The sequence below is a fragment of the Fibrobacter sp. UBA3629 genome, assembly GCF_002374005.1.
Lineage (GTDB): Bacteria > Fibrobacterota > Fibrobacteria > Fibrobacterales > Fibrobacteraceae > Fibrobacter.
The window spans coordinates 131,632-151,190 of the sequence record NZ_DFLC01000040.1 but is presented as its reverse complement, the minus strand read 5'-3'; the positions used below and the strand labels follow the sequence as shown (position 1 = coordinate 151,190).

Annotated in this window: 14 protein-coding genes and 1 pseudogene; 9 read left to right on the top strand and 6 right to left on the bottom strand. The window is 55.3% G+C overall.

Translation table 11 applies throughout. The features are described 5' to 3' along the window. Nucleotides 1-2,612 (top strand): annotated as a pseudogene (locus tag B2310_RS12435) (hypothetical protein); the annotation flags it as partial. Nucleotides 2,613-2,699: 87 nt separating this feature from the next. Here B2310_RS12435 and thrC read toward each other — a convergent pair. Both thrC and B2310_RS12425 read right to left on the bottom strand, forming a co-directional pair. Next, nucleotides 2,700-4,040, bottom strand: a complete 1,341-nt coding sequence (gene thrC / locus B2310_RS12430) for a threonine synthase (RefSeq protein ID WP_290732106.1) — start codon at nucleotides 4,038-4,040, stop codon at nucleotides 2,700-2,702. Between the two features lie 66 nt (nucleotides 4,041-4,106). Continuing rightward, nucleotides 4,107-4,673, bottom strand: a complete 567-nt coding sequence (locus tag B2310_RS12425; protein ID WP_290732105.1) for a hypothetical protein — start codon at nucleotides 4,671-4,673, stop codon at nucleotides 4,107-4,109. Between the two features lie 103 nt (nucleotides 4,674-4,776). Here B2310_RS12425 and B2310_RS12420 point away from each other — a divergent pair, with 103 nt between their 5' ends. The 5 genes from B2310_RS12420 (at nucleotide 4,777) to B2310_RS12400 (ending at nucleotide 10,814) form a co-directional block, all read left to right on the top strand. Then, entirely contained in the window at nucleotides 4,777-5,001 is a 225-nt protein-coding gene (locus B2310_RS12420) for a hypothetical protein (protein WP_290723535.1), read from the top strand. Between the two features lie 328 nt (nucleotides 5,002-5,329). Beyond that, nucleotides 5,330-6,700 (top strand): hypothetical protein, encoded by a 1,371-nt coding sequence (locus B2310_RS12415; protein ID WP_290732104.1) that lies wholly within the window; start codon nucleotides 5,330-5,332, stop codon nucleotides 6,698-6,700. After that, the gene (locus B2310_RS12410; RefSeq protein ID WP_290732103.1) at nucleotides 6,697-7,938 is read left to right on the top strand and encodes a hypothetical protein; all 1,242 of its coding nucleotides are present in this window, start codon (nucleotides 6,697-6,699) and stop codon (nucleotides 7,936-7,938) included. Before B2310_RS12415 ends, B2310_RS12410 begins: the two co-directional genes overlap by 4 nt. A 21-nt stretch (nucleotides 7,939-7,959) precedes the next feature. After that, nucleotides 7,960-9,165, top strand: a complete 1,206-nt coding sequence (locus B2310_RS12405) for a DUF4912 domain-containing protein (protein WP_290732101.1) — start codon at nucleotides 7,960-7,962, stop codon at nucleotides 9,163-9,165. A gap of 32 nt (nucleotides 9,166-9,197) precedes the next feature. Continuing rightward, complete coding sequence (locus B2310_RS12400) at nucleotides 9,198-10,814, top strand: glycoside hydrolase family 57 protein (RefSeq protein WP_290732100.1); 1,617 nt, start codon at nucleotides 9,198-9,200, stop codon at nucleotides 10,812-10,814. 225 nt (nucleotides 10,815-11,039) lie between these two features. Here B2310_RS12400 and B2310_RS12395 read toward each other — a convergent pair whose 3' ends face one another. Genes B2310_RS12395 through rpiB form a run of 4 tightly spaced genes read right to left on the bottom strand, consistent with a single transcriptional unit; the run spans nucleotide 11,040 to nucleotide 15,531 of the window. Next, entirely contained in the window at nucleotides 11,040-12,680 is a 1,641-nt protein-coding gene (locus B2310_RS12395; RefSeq protein WP_290732098.1) for a hypothetical protein, read from the bottom strand. Continuing rightward, nucleotides 12,670-14,526, bottom strand: coding sequence for a UbiD family decarboxylase (locus B2310_RS12390; protein ID WP_290732095.1), 1,857 nt, complete (start codon nucleotides 14,524-14,526; stop codon nucleotides 12,670-12,672). Before B2310_RS12390 ends, B2310_RS12395 begins: the two co-directional genes overlap by 11 nt. 21 nt (nucleotides 14,527-14,547) lie before the next feature. After that, a complete protein-coding gene (locus B2310_RS12385; RefSeq protein ID WP_173382039.1) occupies nucleotides 14,548-15,042 on the bottom strand; it encodes a hypothetical protein in 495 nt (164 codons plus the stop codon). 51 nt (nucleotides 15,043-15,093) lie between these two features. Beyond that, nucleotides 15,094-15,531, bottom strand: a complete 438-nt coding sequence (gene rpiB / locus B2310_RS12380) for a ribose 5-phosphate isomerase B (RefSeq protein ID WP_173364819.1) — start codon at nucleotides 15,529-15,531, stop codon at nucleotides 15,094-15,096. Nucleotides 15,532-15,676: 145 nt separating this feature from the next. Here rpiB and B2310_RS12375 point away from each other — a divergent pair, with 145 nt between their 5' ends. From B2310_RS12375 to B2310_RS12365, 3 genes are read left to right on the top strand one after another with little or no spacing between them, the layout of a single operon-like run. Next, nucleotides 15,677-16,690 carry a hypothetical protein gene (locus B2310_RS12375; RefSeq protein ID WP_290732092.1) on the top strand — a complete coding sequence of 338 codons (1,014 nt, stop codon included), beginning with the start codon at nucleotides 15,677-15,679 and terminating at the stop codon, nucleotides 16,688-16,690. A gap of 26 nt (nucleotides 16,691-16,716) precedes the next feature. Further along, nucleotides 16,717-19,341, top strand: coding sequence for an MMPL family transporter (locus B2310_RS12370; protein ID WP_290732089.1), 2,625 nt, complete (start codon nucleotides 16,717-16,719; stop codon nucleotides 19,339-19,341). Continuing rightward, a complete protein-coding gene (locus tag B2310_RS12365; protein WP_290732086.1) occupies nucleotides 19,338-19,550 on the top strand; it encodes a hypothetical protein in 213 nt (70 codons plus the stop codon). The genes B2310_RS12370 and B2310_RS12365 overlap by 4 nt, the downstream gene beginning before the upstream one ends. Nucleotides 19,551-19,559: the final 9 nt, after the last annotated feature.

Here is a 19,559-nt window from a genome sequence, read left to right as displayed (position 1 = left end):
GCAGCAGCGGCAACAACCCCGGCTCCTCTACTGGCGAGAATCCGGGCAGTTCCAGCGGTAACAACCCCGGTTCCTCTACGGGCGAAAATCCGGGCAGCAGCAGTGGCAACAACCCCGGCTCGTCTGCTGGTGAGAATCCGGGAAGTTCGGACGGTTCTTCGACGGTCAGCTCTTCGAGCAACAAGGCCGGTTCCGAGGATATCGATTTCGGCTCCAGTTCCTCTAGGGTATATGTTGGCTTCGAGGATTTCGACCTCTCCAGCAGCGGAGGTATCGACTTCTATCCGTCCGATGACAAGTTCGAGAAGGGTGACTCCATCGTTTCGGAAGTGGTCGTCCTCATTCCTGTGGATTCTGCAAGCGGAACGGGCCTGATTAAGATAGGCGAAAACTACTACATGGAAGAGAATAACCCCTCGAGCATTTCTCTCGACCTCCATGTGAATTCGAATCTCGATTCCGCTCGCGTAGGCCAGGTGGTTGCCCTTACGCTCGATTCCGCAAAGATTGCGGAGTATTTTGGAACGGATCTGGATAGTCTCGTGTTCGCGACCAATTCGGGCCTGACCTTGATTGACCCCAAAAATCCGAACGCGAGCGATACCATCCACGTCAATGCCGACGGTTCCGTTACGATTTGGGTGACTGCGGACAAGGTTGTCGATGGCGGTTCCATCATCGTCTACGATCCCGTGAAGAATACGACGGTGATTATAGACAACATCAACTTCTACGACCCGATCCCTGATTCGGAACTTGGCTATATCAAGGACTCCGACGGAAACAAGGCGCTTGACTATGTGGAAATCGTCCTGAAGGATTCCGTGCGCTCCGATTTGAAGGTGGCCTCGGTGATGCTCTATGTGAACGGCGATACGCTCAAGACCAAGAATTTGCCGCAGCTGAATGCAGGCCGAGACCGCATTTTGCTGGATGTGTCCGACCTGGAAGACATCTTCCCCGAAAAGTTCCCGGATAATGCGCGTGCAATTATCACGTATGCCGATGAAAACGACGGGACGACCTACGTCCGCGATGCCAACCTTGTCGAGGTCGGTAGCCAGGTCATCAAGAATGCGTTTGCCATCAGGAACGAGAGAGGCCGCGATTCTCTGTTCGTGGAATTCAACATCGACCTCATCCCGAAGGATGTCTCGTCTCCGGAACAGTTGTTGATGCTCAAGCAGGAAGCCGAACGCTACGGTTTCAACCTGGACCAGATTACCAACATCTACATGCCGACTAGGAACATGGTGATTCTCGTGGGAGAAAAGATGGGCCTCAAGGGCGACATGCGCGACAGCGTGTCCCTGCATCCCAATGTTCAACTCTCGAACCTGAAATATATTACTTCTGACGAGTTTGACCGCGAGGTGCCGGTATCTGTTGTGGACCGCCTGCCTTCTGTGGCCAATGCGGAATACTGGGATACGGATGGCGATGGTGTCCTCGACCAGATTGTCACGAATTTTGATGAGCCTCTGACCGCGAAGGAACTCTCCATGCTCTACATGACATTCCCGTGGTACAGCCAGCGTGGAATGATGATCCAGCTGCAGGCCCAGCCTGCCGACTTGAGCTTCGACGGAAAGGATTCTAGCCGCGTGGTCTGGAAGGTCCATTCGACGACTCAGATTGCGAAGGGCGTGACGGACATTAGTGAGTCGCTCCCGCCGGCGACGGTGTATAGCTATTACGACGTGCTGGGCCAGACTTTCGTTAGCGAAGAGGCCGCACCTATTGTCGACAAGATGTCGCCGGTCGTTTCTGCCGTGACGCTCAGCTACGGCAAGAAGGCGGACACGCTGATTGTCTACTTCTCCGAGGTTATCAAGTACAAGGATTTGAAGGGCAACGACTTCTTCAGCTACATCCACGGCAAGGATACAATCGACATCATGCCGAAGGGTATCGACTGGTCTCCGGACGGCCTGAGCGCGAAGGTTATCATCGACGGTAGCGTCTCGACGATTCTCCCGGGCGATTCGCTCATGGTCGTGAAGGGCGCAAAGAGCGTCATCCAGGACAACTTCGGCAACGTCGCGGGTGAGGATCCGAGCCCGGTCGTGATTGCAGGCCTCCTGAACCACCTCGTGGAAGCGACCAACATGGGAACCTTCGATGGCGAAGACGAAGTGTTGCAGACGCTCAGTTCCGTTACCCTGCGCTACATGCCGGGTTCCACGACCAAGGAGGACTTGGAGAAGGAGGGTGCGCTGGGCCAGCTGGTGCAGCTAGGCGAGAGGTTTGTGCCGCAGTTGCTTGACCGCGCGCAGATATCTGCCGACGGTACTGTGGACCCGTCCGTCCTCGATTCTCTCGACCCGGAAAAGGTGTTCATTACCTTCGTCGTGAACTACTACGATCATCTGGGACAGTACGTGAACGACACGACTATCATAGTGCCGTGCAACAGCCCGAAGTTCGGCGGAAACTGCCTTGAGTCTGACCAGAAGATCTTCGTGAACTGGAACTTCAAGGATCACCGCGGACGCTTCGTAGGAACGGGTGTTTACACCGTTCAGTTCAAGATGGTCGTGCGCTACGAGAAGAAGAGGATCGAAGAAGAAATCAAGGACAAGTGGGGCGTGCGCCGCAAGAAAAAGAAATAGCCTTGAATGGATATGAGAAAGGCTCCGCAAAAGCGGGGCCTTTTCTATTCATTAAAAAGATCCCCGCCTGCGCGGGGATGACAATCGCTAGCGACGGCGTTCGGCCATCTCTTTCTTCAGGATGTCCATGACTGCGCCGAGGTCTGCCGGAGCCTTGAACACGGGGTTCGCGAACTTGGAGCAGATGTTTTCGAGCTTCTTTTCGTGATAGCCGACCTTAAATTCGGTGAACTTGAGGCCGTGTGCCGTGCTGATGACGACCACGTTTTCTTCCTTATCGATCTTGCCTGCGGCAACGAGCTTTTCAAGGGCGCCGAGTGCCACGCCAGTGTGCGGGCAGCAGTAGAGACCGATACGGTCGCCGCGGTGGGCGGCGTTCGCGAGTTCTTCTTCAGTAACGCTCACGACCATGCCGTTCGTCTTCTGGATAGCGCGCACGGCCTTCGGGTAGCTGACCGGGTTACCGATCTGGATGGCAGATGCGAGCGTCTTTTTCGCCTGCATCGGAACGAGTTTGTCGAAGCCGCGTTCGTAAGCCTGGAAGAACGGGTTGGCGTTTTCGGCCTGGGCAACGATGATGCGCGGGATGCGGTCGATGAGGCCCATGGCCTTGCAGTCTTCGAAACCCTTGGCGAGGGCGCTCACGTTGCCGAGGTTGCCGCCCGGGATAATCACGGTGTCGGGTACCTTCCAGCCCATTTCCTGGCAGATTTCCGGAGAAATCGTCTTCTGGCCTTCCACGCGGAGGCTGTTCATGGAGTTCGCGAGGTAGATGCGGTTGTCGGCGGTGACCTGCTGGACAATCTTCATGCAACCGTCAAAGTCGGTGTCGAGGGCGAGCACGATGCTGCCGTTAGAAATCGGCTGGATCAGCTGGGCAACGCTCGTCTTGCCGGCGGGCAGGAACACGATGCTCGGGATGCCGGCCTTGGCGCAGTAGGCGCTCAAAGCGGCGGAGGTGTCGCCGGTAGAGGCGCAGGCCACGGCGTCGATTTCGTGAATCTTCTTCTTGATGATGTGGTTCACCTGGCTCACGAGAACCGTCATGCCGAGGTCCTTGAAGCTTCCCGTGTGGGAGTTACCGCAGAGCTTGACCTTGAGGCTCTGGATGCCCAGTTCCTTGGCGAGCGGGGCCGCGTCAAAGAGCGGGCTCCAACCTTCGCGCATGGTCACGATGTCTTCGAGGGGCATGTCGGGGAGCACCATTTCGCGCTTGCTCCAGATGCCGCTCATGTCGGCCGGTTCAAAGCTCATGCGGCGTTCGGCAAAGAGCTTCTTCCATTCGTCGGGGCTCTTGCTGGCAAGGGCTGCACGGTCATGTTCGACTTCGAGCAGGCTGCCGTCGACTTTGCTCCTGTAAATGACGTCGGTCAGCGGGTAGGTGTCGTCCCCGTTGATGTTCCTGAAATGCGCGTTAAATTGGGCCATAATGTCCTCTTGATTTTACGAGCGCAAATATAGCAATTGTGGCAACTAGTTGCCAGTTGTTTGTTGCTAGAGAAGACTGTCTGCGGGTGCTTTTGTGCTATCGGCCGGAACATCGGGTGTTTTACAGTCCTTGATTGCCTTGCCGACTTCTTCGCGGATGGAGTCCAGTTTTGCCTGGTAGCGCGGGTTTACGGTCGTGTCGCCGTCACAAATCTGGGTCCTTGCGTATTCGCCCTCGTCATACGGGAACGAACGATTGACGCATGTGCGTACGCTGTCGGTGACGTTTTCGCCGGCTGCAGCGAGACTGTCCAGTTTTTCATTTATACAGTTGTTGGAAACTTCGTTTTTTTCTGCGAAATCCGTTTTTTGGCAAAGCGGGGACGGGGCCGCGGAACTGCTGGAAGCCTCGCTGGAGCTGCTAGTGAAACTGGAACTGCTGTTGAACAAACTGTCATATGCGGCTTCTGTATAAATTAGCCCATCCTTCGCCCTTAAATTTGTATAGGTCTTGCCGTCGGAACACTTGTATTCAAAGCGGACTCTCATTTGGTTCATGCATGCAGGAACCCCGTAAACGGGTTCCGCATAGAAGTCGGAGCAATTTTCCAGCTCGTCTTCTATTTTAGCCAATTCCTCGATAGAACGTGTCGTATTGTTCTCTAGGTCAGCTTGTAGAGAAGGACAGGTTCTGGGCCTATCACTATTTGTGCTTAAGTACACACATTCACTGTAGATGATTTGCTCTGAGGTGCAGGTGACGCTCGAATCGCTGGCGAGCCTGTATTGCTCGGCGCTGCTGCTGGAGAGGTTGTCTGCCGGAGTCGAGGAAGACGATTCGGGAGATTCGCTCGATGTCGCTTCGGAACTGCTGGATGTCTCTTCAATAGAGGCCGAAGAAGGCGGTTTGAGGGACTCGCTCGATTCCGGGGCGGAATCGTCGGTGCCAATAGTGCCGTAAAGGGGCTGGGCGTTGTCGGAGCAACTTGCCCAAAAAACGGCCGTTACGGATAGTAAAAACTTGCCTAGTCGTAATCTGAACTTCATGAAAATCCTCCTACTTTATTCAAAATATATGTTTTTTTTTGAACGGCGTACACGTAGTGCTGTTTTTTCCCGTTGACTTTATGTCTATGGACGGCTTATTGCGATATGACGGTCTTTTGGATGGGAAAATTGGGCGAAAACAGGGCTCTTTTTCTATATTTATGCCCGAAAAAAGTGTTCAATTCGATACGGAGTACCGAGTGAAGAAGAAAAAAGTTGTTTTATTGTCTTTTTTGACGATTTTGGCGTTAACGCTGTCGGCGTGCCTGTTTGATTCCGACAACAACGCCCTCAGCGGCTGGCTTAAAGACCAGGGCCTGCCGGATAGCTACAGGGTCCAGACGCTTACGGTAGACGGACTTTTGCCCGTGTCTGCAAAGACGTATGAAGGGCGCAAGGTGTTTTCTGCTTCGGATCGCGCCCTCTTGGGGGCGCAGGCCGGAATTTCGCGCGACTTGGTGCTCGATATCGCTTTCCGCGATTCTGCCTTCTTTGCCGAGCTTGACAATGCTGATTCTGCAATCTCCTTCGTTGCCCTTTACGTGTTCAACCCATTCTATACCGCGGACGAGTTCCCCAGCGATTCCTTGCCTTATGAGGAAACGCTCGAGATGAACGTCAGTTGGAAGGTGGAACGCGGAAAATCCAAGGATTTCAACGACAGCATTGCGAAGATTGCCGATTCTACATGGCACGCGGAACTTGAGGAATGGGAGGCGGACAATTCTGCCGACACGACTTATGAAATTTCCGTGGGGGCAAAGGATTCTGTGGTGACGTTCGTTTTGCCCCTCGCCATCATGGAAGATATCAAGAAGGCGGGCCCTGCCTGCCGTTTGCAGATACGTCTCTCTGCACCGAACGCGAAACACATGTACCGTTTTTACGGATCGAGCAATGCTTCCTTTGCGACCATATTCCGCATGAGGACTTTCTTGGATGAAGAATATAAGGATAAGGCTGCTTCGCCCTTTAGAATGGCGAACGTGCTTACCTATAACGAAGATTGTGGCGATTGCCTGGTGCTTCATGGCGGTGCTTTCGATTCTCTGGTCGTGGAGTTCCCGTCCAAGGAAATTATGGAAGCCCTGGCAGAATTTTATGGCGACGACTTCCCGTTTGCGGAAGGCGATGGCTTCGACGTGCGCCAGGCCGTGGTCCTTGCTCAGTTCACCTTTGCCCGGGACGATTCCGGGAGCGAGAGCGAACTGGGACTGCCCGTGCAGGTTGTTGTTGGCTCGTTCATCGACAGCATGGGCACCGAATTGCGCAAGATGGAAAACTACAAGCTGAACCGCCCGCAGGTTGTCGAATCCGGACATCCGAACATGGTTTTCTTTGATGGGGATTCCCTTTCGCTGCAGGTCACTCTGGGCATGCGCAGCTTCATCAACCAGGCGCGAAACGGGGACAATTTCAAGATGATGCTCCGCCTTGGCTTCCCCGTGTTGCAGGCGAAGGATTCGACCTACATGAACTACGAGACGGCGGAAGGGGATACGAGCTTCGTGTTCCTCGGCGTTTTCGATTACAACCGTTACGACTTTACATCGATGATGAACCAGCCGGCGACCCTGAAGCTCTGGCTTGCAACCAAGCGGGGTGAAGAATGAAAAAGCTTTTTGGATTGATCCTCTTTTTTGCGGCTCTTGCCTCTGCCTCGATGATTGGCGTCGATGCTCTGGGCGAGGAGCAGATTGCTAGCGGGTCTGCGGGGGCCGCGGGTCGTGGCTTTGCGGGCGGTGCCAAGACGGGCGAGGCCGAAGGCTTTGTCGTGACGAACCCTGCACGAATCGCCTTCGATACGAAGGTCGTGTTCAACCTGAACTTCTTGATGGATCTGTATTCTGCCGAGAGCCACGGCAAGAGCTATTTCACCGAGACGCTTTCTCTTCCCTCGTTCAACCTCTCCTTCCCGATGGGGGACTTCGGGGCGTTGGGACTCTCGCTCTGGCAGAGCTATTCGACGTCGCTTCTCGAAGACGTAAAGGATTCCGTAAGCAATGCCGATGCCAAGATTGAATACCAGGGTAGCGTCTACGAGATTATCCCGAGCTATGCGGTGAGGCTCCCGTTCTTCCGTGGTGTTTCGCTGGGCTTCTCGGTCCACATCGTCCTGGGCAGCAACATGAGGAGCCTTACGCTTGGCCCCGACAACAGCGATGTTTCCGAGGATGACGCATGGGCGACCAATAACTCCTTGCTCACGGACTACGTGGAAGGTTCTTGGGAAATAGAGAACCATCCTGCCTACTACACGGGTTCCGTGATGTACAGGGGCCGCGTGGCGTCATTCTACTTCTCCTATACTACGGGGCATACGCTCCTGAACAAGCTCGACTTTGATTTCCGCTTCTCGGAACTTGACACGCTAGTGCCGAACAGGATCGACCGTACCATAGATGTCCCTGCAATGTTTGCGACGGGTATCAATTACCGCCTGGCCAGGCGGCATAACGTGATGGCGGACTTGCAGTGGCGCTCGTGGGATGCCGACATTGAAAATATCGGACACAGCTACGACATGCCCTCCTATACGGAAACGCAGAGCGATTTTGTCGTGTCCGTCGGTTACCAGCGCGACGGAAGCGGACTTTACTACGACCCCTACTGGGACAGGATTTCTTATCGTGCGGGCGCCTGGTACAAGAACTGGTACATCAAGGACGTGTTCGAGATGGGCGGTTCTATTGGCGCTGCATTCCCTCTCGGAAAGAAGGGGACGACCATCGACCTTGCTTTGCAGGGCGGCAAGCGCTTCTCTGATTCCAGGGCCAACTGGGAAGAGACGTTCATGGCGATTCGTCTCGGCTTGATGGGAATCGGGTCCTGGGGACAGACGCGCAGGTAAGTTTTATTGAAGGAGGCTGTAATGGCTACGAAAAAGACAAGTGCTACAGTTAAGGCTAAAGCGTCGAAGACGACGGTCGAGAAGGCCGTGAAGAAGACGACCGCGACAATCAAGTCGGCTGTGAAGAAGGTGGCAAGCAAGGCTGCCGAAACGGTCTCGGCTAAGAAGCCGGCGGCAAAGACAGCCGATAAGGCCGCGAAGGCTACGGCTCCGAAAAAGACGGCAAAGTCCATTGTGAAGACTGCCGCAAAGACCATTGCAAGCGCGGTGGTGAAGCCCGTTGTAAAGGCTTCTGCCAAGTCCGCCCCGAAGGCGTCCGAGCAGACCGATGTCGTACTGAAGTCGACCGCCAAGAAGCCGGCCAAGGTTGCCGCAAAGCCTGCCGTGAAGATTCCTGCTGCGAAGGCTGCCGCGAAGCCTGTCACCAAGACGGCGAGCATGGCCCAGAATTTTGATCCGGAATACCTCGTGCTCATGCAGAAGGATCCGAACTGGATGCAGGCCTTCTGGGAAGTCTCCGAAGACCGTATCAAGCGCGCGAAGAAGGGCAAGGGCAAGCTTGTGCTCCGCCTGTTCGATGTTGCCGGCGACCTCACCGTGAAGCGCGCCAAGAAGCGCAAGTTCCGCGACGTGGAAGTCCCCGCCGACGCCCGCAGCTGGTATGTGGAAAACAAGGCTTCCGCATCCACGGTCGCCGTACTCGGTTTCGCCGACGGCAAGAACTTCATGCCGCTCGTGGAATCCGTACCCGTACAGGCCTATTCTCCGGAAGGCTCCGAAGTGAATGTGGATGACGTGTTCGTAAAGGCGTCCCTCGGCGGTGCCGCCATGGGCGGCTTCGGCAGCTCGGGGCTTTCGAGCATGTCCGCGAAAACCTGGCTCGAACAGATGGCGGGCGGCCTTTCGAGTTCCTCGGGCTCCATTTCCTCGGGTGCGCTTTCGAGTGCGGCGCTCAAGAGCAACAAGCTCGAACTCCCGAAGGATTCCGTGAATTATGGCAAGGACTTTTTCCTGTGGGTGAAAACTCGCCTTATCGTTTACGGCGGAACGCGTCCCGATGCCCATTTGCAGGTGCGCGGAGAACCCTTCCCGCTGAACCCGGACGGCACTTTCAGTTTCGAAGAGGATCTGCCCGATTCCACGAAGATCATCCCGGTGTTCGCGACCGACAAGGATGGCGACTTCCCGACAACGATTGTCCCCATCGTGGTCAAGCGCACCGAGTAGGCGAGCCTGCTCGATTGGACAGGGAGGGTTGATTGACCGCGCCCGGCAAAATACATCTGCTGCTGCATGCGCACCTGCCTTTTGTGCGCGAACCCGACTATGACCGGTTCTTGGAAGAGAACTGGTTCTTCGAGGCTATGGCGGAAACCTACCTGCCGCTGGTGCAGATGCTCTGGCGCCTGCAGGAGAAGGGCGTGCCGGGGATTCTCAACCTGAGCGTGTCGTCGTCGCTGCTTGCGATGATGACCGATCCCTTGCTCCTTGAAAAGTTTACGGAGCATCTGCGTCGACAGCTGGATCTCATCGAGAGAGAGCGGGACCGCACCTACGGAAACGAGGATCTCGCTACGGTGGTGGATTTCTATTACCGTCGCCAGATTGCGCTGATAGATTGTTGGGAGAACGATTGCGTTTGCGAAATTGTTCCCGTGCTGAAGCGCCTGGAGGATTGCGGCAAACTTACGCTTTTGACCTGCGTGGGGACGCATCCCTTCTTGCCTGCGTACCAGTCCGATGTGCAGTCCATCCGCTTGCAGCTGGGCGTTACGGTCCGTGCGTTCGAGGAAGCGTTCGGGCGCAAGCCGCGTGGACTCTGGCTTCCGGAATGCGGATACTTCGAAGGACTCGACTTTTTGCTTGCCGAATTCGGTTTTGAATATTTCTTCCTCGAGACCCATGGCGTGCTTTTGGCAAAGCCCGCGCCCAAATACGGCGTATTTGCGCCAATAAAGACCCCTGCGGGGCTTTATTGCATGGGCCGCGAGCAGAGCAGCTCGATGGAAGTCTGGAGCCGAAAAACGGGCTATCCCGGGCATCCCGAGTATCGCGAGTTCTTCAAGGATATCGCGACCGAACGCACCCCCGGTTATCTCGGCGACTATTTCATGGCGGGCGATACCCCTATCGAAACGGGCCTCAAGTATTACCGGATTACTGGCAGCGAGGAAAAACAGATTTACCGCCCGTGGAATGCGATGCGCCTTGCCGAAGACCACGCACGACTCTTTATTGCGAACCGCGAGGCGACCGTCACCGAGCTTCTCCCGAAGATGGACGGCAATAAGGTTTCGATACTTTGTCCCTACGATGCGGAACTCTTTGGGCACTGGTGGTTCGAAGGACCGCTCTTTATCGAGAAAATGTTTGAACGTGCCGCAAGTTCGAATGTCGTGGAAATGGCCTCGCTCGAATCCACGATGCATTCTTCTTGCGATTCGGATGTCCACAGTCCCATATTCTCGTCATGGGGCGAGGGCGGCTTCGGCGAAGTCTGGATGAACGACGAGGTCTGTTTTGCTTATCCGCTGTTTTTCCGTATGCGCGGGATGATGGATTCGTTCAAGAAGGCTCTTGTCGCCTGCGAAAAGAGCGGCAAGAACGCGCAGACAAAACTCTTCCGACGGTTCTACGAGCAGATGGCGCGCGAACTCCTGCTGTTCCAGGCTTCGGACTGGGCGTTCATGATTCACAACAGGTCTGCCGCCGAATATGCGAAGGCTCGTGAAAACGGCCATTACAAGAATGTTTGCGCCCTTTATGCCGCAGCTATGACTGGCCTTGCGATGGGCCGCAAGAAACCCGATACGTCGCTCCTTGTCAAACTCGAAAGACAGGACAATCTCTTCCCGTGGATCGGGGATTTGCTCTAAAATAGGACTAACCTGCCTTTTTTGGAGCGTTTGGTCCTATCAAAGACCCGTTTTTGCTAAGCGTTTTAACTCAACTCGCCAAAACTTCTTGCTGAGATAGGACTAAATCACTTTTTTTGGAGTGTTTAATCCTATGATTTAGTGATTTTGCGCTTCAAAGATAGGACTAAAACGGTTTTTTCTTCGATTTAGTCCTATTTTTTGCCGATACGGGCATTTTGACTTCTAATAAACGACGATAAACTTTTCCGTCTTCCCGCTGGAACCGGCGCGGAAGCGATATACGCCCGGCTTCATTTTCGATTTGATGATGTCGCCGTCGATGCAGTGCGCCGCTCTCGTGTAGGGCTCGCGCATGACGAGTTCCCCGCGCCCGTTCCTTATCTCGATAAAGTTTTTTGACTCGGGCAGCGGGGTAAAGCAGAGCTGCCCGGATCCGCGCCAGGGCACGGGGTAGGCTCGCAGCGTGGAATCGCGAACGAGGATGGGAATGTATTTTGCGGTATCGATGCGGCTGAAAATCCATGTGAGGGAATCGGCGGCAAAACTGTCGTTCACGATGGAATCAAGAGTCGCCGTCGTGTGCACCTTGCGAAGTTCGGCCTTGCCGAACTGGAAGAGAGCCGCCGTTATCTTTCCCTTGAAGTCCTTGATGTTCGGGATTCCGCCCCTGAAGAACGAGTAGGCGAAGTTGGTGGTGTCGGGCTCGAACGATTCCCTCGTACGAATCAGCGGATTGTTCCAGCGCGGTTGATCGGGCGAAATCCATTCGCTGGAATCGATGGCGGCGGCCCGGATCCCGGAGAAGGAGAGCCTGGTTGCAAAGTCGTGGAACACGTTTCCGATGTCGAGTCCTTTTTGGCCAAGAACGGCCTTCAGAACCTCTTCGAATGGTGTGCCGGGATGCTTCGCGTATTGTTCCCAGATGTTTCTGTCGAAGAACTTGTCGATGTGGTTGTAGAGGTCGATGAACAGGAGGCTCACGCCATAGTCGCTCATCCTGTCGATGGATGACCCCGTTTCCTGCATGAAGGTGGAAATGTGGAAAAAGTAGTCGTCGATGTCGGGAGCGCCGGCTTCCTCGATTCCGACCGCGGAAGCTTCTGTCCAGAACGTGCTGTACTTGAATAGGTCCATGTACTGCAACTGGATTGCGTGGTAGAATTCGTGGAATGCGGTGACGCGGATGCCCTTCGCCCATTCCTCCGCATAGGAGTATCCGTATGCGGCGTTGGTAAGGGGTTCGGTAGAAACTGTGTACGGGCAGGACTTGCCTCCGACATCTACCGTATCTGTCGTCACTCCGGATTCGGGAACGTAATAGAAGTCGTTGTCGATGATGATTTGCGACTTGCGGTAGTCCTTTTTATAGTCGGGGTGGGTGATTCCGAAGCATCCGTTGCAGCTTGCGGCTTTTAGGACGTCGTAGGGGTCGCGCAAAAAATCGATTTCGACAACCTCGATGGGGTAGAGCCCTGCCTTGACGGCTTGCCTGTAATGGTGCGTCGTATCGCGACCCTGAGGCTTTCGCATGCCGAGCTTGTCGACTTCGAATTCGAATGCGTTTTCAAGGGATGCCTTGAGGCTGTCGATGAACGGAAGCGTCGTGGCGTGGAGCCCCGAGAGAGTATAGAAAATCTGGAAGTGTTCCGTTTCTTCGCTGTAGACGCTGTCGTAGTAGGCTTCGGCTTCGCAGAAGCTTGGTGTACTCCTCGCGGAGATGGGCGCCTTTCCTTTTTTTTGGAAATTGTCGATGGAAAATATGGTCCCGCACTTGTGCGCCTGTGCGGGGACAATCGCCGAGGCGAGGATTGTTGCCGTTAAAAGTAGAGTCCTGGCTCTGGCGGGGGTGGCTCTAGCGTGCATTTTCTAGAACCTCCTTCGCTCTTGAAACAACGTTGTCCGGAACTTCGAGCGCCTTCTGGTGGCGCGGCTTGATGGTCGCGTCTATGATGAGCGGGGCCTCTATAGCCCAATGCTTCTGAACAAAGCGTTCGTTCAGTCCGTAGATATCCTGCGCGGGGTCGGAACGCGTGAACGTTAGCCACAGGAAATCGTCCAGGCTCTTTTGCGTGTTGCCCCCGATGGTGGAGGTGTCGTCCACGATACTCACCCACGGGTAGTTCTCGCGGACTTCCCAGCTTGCGAGGGCGTCGCGGAGTTGTGCGATGTTTTCGGGAGCGGGGGCGCCGCCGTTTAATACGCTACCGTTATTGCCGCCATCCCACTGTATGGCGAGCACGCCCTTCATGGCGATTCGTGCATTGCTGAAGCCCACGGGCAGCTTGAGCCCGTCGAGGTCGCCCGTGCACTTGCGTAGTTCGCGGCACTTGACGCCTGCTGCGGCAATCACGAGTTTGGAGCCGTGATTGAGACGCGTTCCCGTGTAGTCGAGCGTGTCGATGAAGGTGGATGTCTGAAAATGCAGGTCACGTGCGAAGTCTACGCGCTCCAGTACGTGCGCGAAGAATGCGGGAACGTCGCGGACGTCCAGCGATCCGGACGCGTCTTCTTTCGCGGCGAGTATCAGGTACTTCGCGAGCGATACCTGGTTAAAACCGAGCAACGCGTTGGCCGTCTTCAGGAGTTCGAGCGGTTCGCGTTCCTCGGGCCTGATGTAGGGTATAAAGTTTTCCTTCGCAATGGCGAGGCACAGCGGGTGCACTCCCGACGCGTCGACCGCGTGGACTGCCTCTACGCCCGGGAGCGACGAGGGGACCATCGGTCGGGTAATGTCGTGTATGAACTCGCCGAAAATCGTGTCTTCTTTCGGGGGCCTGCCTACGGAGGTAAACGGGTAAATCGCGTTCTTCTTGCAGAGTACCTTCCTTACCTTCAGGTAGGGGAAGAGGTGCTTGCCGGAATAGTAGCCCACGTGGTCGCCGAATGGCCCCTCGGGCTTGAGTTCGGGCGCGACCTCTCCCAGAATGCAGAAGTCCGCATCGCTCGAGACGATGTAGCCCTCGTGCATAAAGTAGCGGAAACGCCGCCCGCCGAGCATTCCGGCGAAGGTGAGTTCCGAAAGGTCCTCGGGCATGGGCATCACTGCGGCGACGGTATGTGCGGGCGGCCCGCCCAGGAATACGCTCACCTTGAGAGCGCGGCCTTCCTCGATGGCCTTCCGGTGGTGCCGTGCGATGTCGCGGTTAATCTGGTAGTGGATGCCGCATTCGTCGGGGGCAAAGTCGTTCCCCGCGATTTGCACGCGATACATGCCGAGGTTCGCAGTGAGAATCTTCGCGCCGTCACTCGGGAGTGTCGCCACCTGCGGGAGCGTGAGGAACGGCCCGCCGTCTTCGGGCCAGCCTACGATTTGCGGGAGGTCGGCGAGCGTGCATTCCTCGAAGTCGCGGATGCTGCCCGAACACCTGGGGAGTGAACGGATGCCTGCCTTGGCCGCGCGTAACAACGTGGCGGGGCCCGCATGCCTAAAGAATTCTGCGGGGTTCGACTTGAACAGGACCGCGGTCCTTGTGCTTTCGAGCGTGTCGTGGAACAAAAAGTCCATGCGTTCGCGCGTGCCGAAGATGTTGCATGCGGCGCGGAACCTGCTCCCTTTTACCTTCTCGAAAAGCAGTGCCGGCCCCTTGCTGTCGGATGCCTGCCGGGCGATTTCTGCCATTTCCAGGTACGGGTCCACCTCTTCGTGGATACGTCTGAGCATGCCTGCCTTTTCCAGGTCAAGCAGTGCTTGTTCCAGTGAGGAATACATGGCGGAACCCCCGGTGCGGGCTTAACCCGCCGTGGCACCCAGGTCGAGGGATTCGAACGCCTGCGTCTTTTTCTGGGATTCGATGGAAAGCATCACGTCGCGGGTATCCTTGCGGGCAAAAATGCCGTAAACGAGGTTCGCGTTCGCCATGAGCCCCGCAAAGACCTCCTCGGATATGCCGATGAAGCCCTGGAAGGAGAACTCGTCGTAGCAGGTGGTCATGTGGCCTTCGGGGGCGAACTTATGGCTGCCCGTGAATCCGCGGAACGGACCCTGCCCCAGGCGGACGGTGACCTGGTTTTCCTTGACCGAACTGATGATGCCGGTCCACTTGATGGCCTTGAACCCGCACTGGAGGTGGTAGCGGATGGTCGCACCGGGAACGAGTTCTTGGGGGAATACGTAGTGAAGGAGCGGGGTTTTCCCGATAGTCAAGTTCATGGGAGCGTATCGAAGCGTTTCCAGGACATTGGGAAGCGAGAACTCTTGCCATGAAGTTTGACTAAACTGTACCATACATCAAGTAATTTAGCAAAAAAAATGCGAAAAAGGAGCAAAAAGTTGTGATTATGCCGGCTCGAACATGTCGATGCGCTTCTTGTGCTTGCCGCCCATGAATTCCGTTTCGAGGAACTTGGTGGCGAAAACTTCGCACTGGGCGTAGGCGATGATGCGGGCTCCCATGCAGAGCACGTTCGCGTCATTGTGGAGACGCGTGAATTCGCAGGAGGTGAGGTCGCCTACGACTGCCGCACGGATGCCCTTGTGCTTGTTCGCGGCCATGCTCATGCCGATGCCCGTGCCGCAGATGAGGATTCCGCAGTCGGCTTCCTTGCTAGTCACCTTGTTGCAGACCTTGTCCGCAAAAATCGGGTAGTCGCACGATTCCGTGGAGTCCGTTCCCATGTCAAGGACTTTGTAGCCCTTGCCTTCCAGAAACTTGACGAGCTTTTCCTTGTATTCGAACGCGGCGTGGTCGCAGCCGATAGCGATGGTCTTGAACATTTTTTGACTCCTGGAGTTGCGGAAGGAAAGGTTCTTCCCCGCTTTATTTCGTCCTGCAATATAGTTAATTCATCGGATAATGACCGGGCTGGAGGTCCGTTCGTGCGCAAATAAATCTATTTTTCCATTTGAGAGGTTTGATTCCATGACCAAGTATGTTTTTGTCCTGACAAGTTCCCCGAAGGATTTTTATTGCGAGCAGACGCTCGTGGCGGTTGCATCTCTCCGGGTCCACAATCCGGGTGCATTTGTGACGCTCTTGACCGACGACAGGACGCTTGCGACTCTCACCGGTAACCGTGCCGCCCTCAAGGATGCGGTCGACGAGATCAAGGCGCTCACGCTTGACGAAAAACTCACCCCGATGCTTCGTTCGCGTTTCCTGAAGACCTCGATAAGGAACGTGATTGATGGCGATTTCTTGTTCCTCGATTCCGATATCGCTGTCGTGGGTGACCTCTCAATTCCAGAGGAATGGAAAGGCGGCATCTACGCGGTGCTCGACTTCCACACGAACCTCTCGAAGGCAATCAACCGCAAGAAGGTCCTGAACAACGCGAAACGCATGGGATTTTCGCCGATTCTGAACGACCAGCTTTTCAACAGCGGCGTGATGTACGTGCCGGACACTCCCGAGATGCACAAGTTCTTCGAGACCTGGCATACGCTCTGGGAGGAGTGCGTGACGAAGGGATTCCCCTACGATATGGCGAGCCTAGCCGAGACGGATTACAGGTCGGGTTATGCCATCAAGGAGATGCCTGGTGGATGGAACTGCCAACTCGCTTACGGTAACCGGTTCTTGCCTACGGCGAAGGTTCTCCACTTTTTCGGGTCCCGCATTATCGATACGCGCGGTCGCAAGGTCCCAGAAAGCATGAACCTCTTCTTGCCGAAAATCCTGCGTCGCGATTTCTATACGAACCTGAAAAATTTGCCTGTCACGGTCAATGCCGACAGGTCGGTGCATATCGACGGGTATTACGACGACGTGATTGCGCATGCGAAGGAAGCCTTCGAATTCCAGACGAAGAAGGTGGGTGCAGCCGGTGCCTACATTATCCGTAGCTACGCCTTCGCAAAATCGCTTGCGTGGCTATACAAGAATATCCCTATACTCGTGAAACCCCTGGAATTGCTCGGAAAGATTTTCTCCTAGAACGAAACTGTGGCGTAGGTAAAAAAATGAACGAAAAGAAATCCCTGATTGAAAGATTTTCGAACTGGTACATACCCCTGATTTGTGCCCACAAGTACAAGGCGCTGGCCTTCTACCTGCTGCTCGCCGTCCTCTGTGCGTTCCCGATTCTCGTAAAGCCGGGGCTCAAACTCGATGCGGACCTCTCGCACCTGCTTCCCGAAAATACGCCGAGCGTGAAGGCTCTTGAAGAATCTTACCAGCGTTTCGGATCTACCGACCGCTTCATGATTGCCATCCAGAGCGAGGACGTGGAACTGGTCGCCGCTCTGCAGGATTCCATCAGCGATTACATTCGCAAGAACTGGCAGGGCGACTACGTCTCGACGCAGGTGGACAACGACAACAAGTTTTTCAAGGACAATGCGCTCCTCTACTTGCCGGTCAAGCATCTCGAACACATCCGCGACAACCTCGAAGACCTGCAACTCGAAATAGGGCGCAAGAACGGCCCCCTGGTCGTTGATTTGCTGGGCGATGCTCCCGCTTCCGATTCTGCAGGCGGAACGGCATCTGCGGCGCCCACCAAGAAGGAACGCGTGTGGTTCGATGCGAACCTGCCGCAGGAACTGGGACTTCCCGACGAGGCGGTGAGCGCGTTCGATACGTTTTTCAAGAAGGGCGAGGAAGAATCCGCAAAGAAGGACGACAAGTCTCCCGAAGCCGAGGAATGGGACAAGAAAAAGCCTGTCCCGGCACACCTGAAGACGCGCCTTATCGGTTGCCCGCGTCCGGACAGTACCGGAAAGATTCTCTTCAACGGCGTGGTGAACGCGAAACTTCTCAGGCCCTCGACCGATTACGAGTTCGTGACGCGCATTCTCGCGCGGACCGATTCCCTGCTTGCTTATTTCAACTCCAAGACATATCCCGTGCCGACGCGCTTTACGGTGGAAGGGACTTACGAAGGCCTCAAGGAAGTGGATGACGTGGCGAACGATTCCATCTTCTCGTTCGGCATCAGCCTGGTGCTCATCATCTTCCTCACGATTTTCTTCTTCAGGAGCGTGAAGGGCCCGATTCTGGTGACTGCTTCGGTGCTGTACGCTTGCCTCCCGACGCTTGCGTTTACTGCCCTCTTCTACGGGAAGCTGAATCCGTTCACGGTATTTGTCGCTTCCATCATTCTGGGCATCGGCATCGACTACTCGATTCACATTTTGGGCACTTCGCAGAAGTTGCTGCACAAGCATGCGACTTTGGAAGAAGTCCTGGAAGCGGCCCAGAGGAAGATGCTCAAGCCGTTCTTCCTTGCAAGTTTCACGACTATCGCCGCGTTCCTCACTTTGCTTGCGGCACACTTCCGCGGCTTCTACGAGTTCGGCGTGGTGGCGTCGATGGGCGTATTGTTCAGTATGCTTACCTCGGTGCTCGTGCTTCCGGTCTTTATCAAGTGCATGGGGGGGATCCCGAAGGCGCCCGATAACACGCTGTTGCCCAAGTCCTGGGACGAGGATAAAATCCGTCGCTTTTTCAAGTACGCGGCTCTTGCAGGCTTTGCGCTCGGTGCCGTTTCGCTCTGGTTTGCCCAGGATGTGGACTTTGAACACAACCTGCGCAACCTGCGTCGTGTCTCGACGGAAAAGAAACAGGAAAACGGCATCAACACGAGCGTGACGCGTACGAACAACCGGGCCACTTCTACTCCTGCGGCCGTCATGGGAAGCAAGGCCGAACAGCTCGACATGCTTTACGATACCCTGATGGTGCGTCTGCATGTGGAAAAGGATCCTACGCTCCGGAGTTTCCTCACCCTGAAGTCGTTCGTGCCGTCGCTGGATTCCCAGGAACGGCGCCTCGAAATTATCGAGGAAATCCGAGACCTGGTCGAAGCTCGCGTGTTTGACCGTGTCGAAGGGGAGGATTCCGCAAATATCGCGAACCTCCGGAACCTGGCCTCCGTCGAGAAGCCTTTTACGGCCGAGGATATTCCCGAATGGGCGCTCGACCTGCTCCGTGAAAAGGACGGCAGCTACGGAAAGATTGGCTTTATCTACGGCAATTTCCCGAGTTGGGATGCGAAGGCGCTTCATAACTTCCAGGATCGCTACAGCCACTGGAATTTCGACGGCGAGGACCTGCGCACGTTCTCTTCGCAGTTCATCCTTTCCGATGTCATCGAGTCCGTGAAGCAGGATAGCTTCAGGCTTGCTCTCGTGATAATCCTGGTTATTTTCGGTACGCTCGTGGTTTCGTTCCGGAAACCCAAGCTGTTTGCGGCGGGCTGCATCTCCTTTGGAATGGGAACGCTCCTGACGCTTGGACTTTTGGGTGTCCTTACCGACCTGTTCGAGTTCGGGAAAATCAGTATATACAACGTTATCGTGATTCCGATGGCGCTTGGTATCGGTATCGATTCCACCATCCACATGATAACATCCTGGATGAGCGACAAGAACATGACCCTTCGCCAGCTGATGGACACCACGGGCAGAAACGTGATGGCAAGTTCCACGACGACTATCGCGGGCTTTGTCGGGTTCCTGTTTACGACGCATCGCGGTCTCAAGGGCATCGGCGACCTCGCCTGCATCAGTATCGCTATGTTCCTCATCACGAGTATCGTGTTCACGATGTTCCTTTGCGGAACCTGGCTCAAGAAAAAAGAATGAAAATCATACTTAGGAGGAAACATGAAATCAAGGTTGGGGAAACGCTCGCGCCGATTATGCAGTTCAAGGGGAACGTAGGCGATTGCGGCCCCAAGAGCGAATACACCAAAACGGTTGACCACCGAAGGCTGCGCCTGTATGTGAAAGCCTGCGATGGATCCTGGCTTGTTCCCGGGGAAGAATTCCTGTTCTGCGTTGAATATGACTAGCGTCGCTGG

Bases quoted from the DNA above. Each gene is read 5' to 3' on its own strand.
- thrC (WP_290732106.1), bottom strand. From the start codon at position 4,040: ATGGCCCAATTTAACGCGCATTTCAGGAACATCAACGGGGACGACACC.
- B2310_RS12420 (WP_290723535.1), top strand. From the start codon at position 4,777: ATGATTTGCTCTGAGGTGCAGGTGACGCTCGAATCGCTGGCGAGCCTG.
- B2310_RS12410 (WP_290732103.1), top strand. From the start codon at position 6,697: ATGAAAAAGCTTTTTGGATTGATCCTCTTTTTTGCGGCTCTTGCCTCT.
- B2310_RS12405 (WP_290732101.1), top strand. From the start codon at position 7,960: ATGGCTACGAAAAAGACAAGTGCTACAGTTAAGGCTAAAGCGTCGAAG.
- B2310_RS12395 (WP_290732098.1), bottom strand. From the start codon at position 12,680: ATGCACGCTAGAGCCACCCCCGCCAGAGCCAGGACTCTACTTTTAACG.
- B2310_RS12390 (WP_290732095.1), bottom strand. From the start codon at position 14,526: ATGTATTCCTCACTGGAACAAGCACTGCTTGACCTGGAAAAGGCAGGC.
- B2310_RS12385 (WP_173382039.1), bottom strand. From the start codon at position 15,042: ATGGTACAGTTTAGTCAAACTTCATGGCAAGAGTTCTCGCTTCCCAAT.
- rpiB (WP_173364819.1), bottom strand. From the start codon at position 15,531: ATGTTCAAGACCATCGCTATCGGCTGCGACCACGCCGCGTTCGAATAC.
- B2310_RS12375 (WP_290732092.1), top strand. From the start codon at position 15,677: ATGACCAAGTATGTTTTTGTCCTGACAAGTTCCCCGAAGGATTTTTAT.
- B2310_RS12370 (WP_290732089.1), top strand. From the start codon at position 16,717: ATGAACGAAAAGAAATCCCTGATTGAAAGATTTTCGAACTGGTACATA.
- B2310_RS12365 (WP_290732086.1), top strand. From the start codon at position 19,338: ATGAAAATCATACTTAGGAGGAAACATGAAATCAAGGTTGGGGAAACG.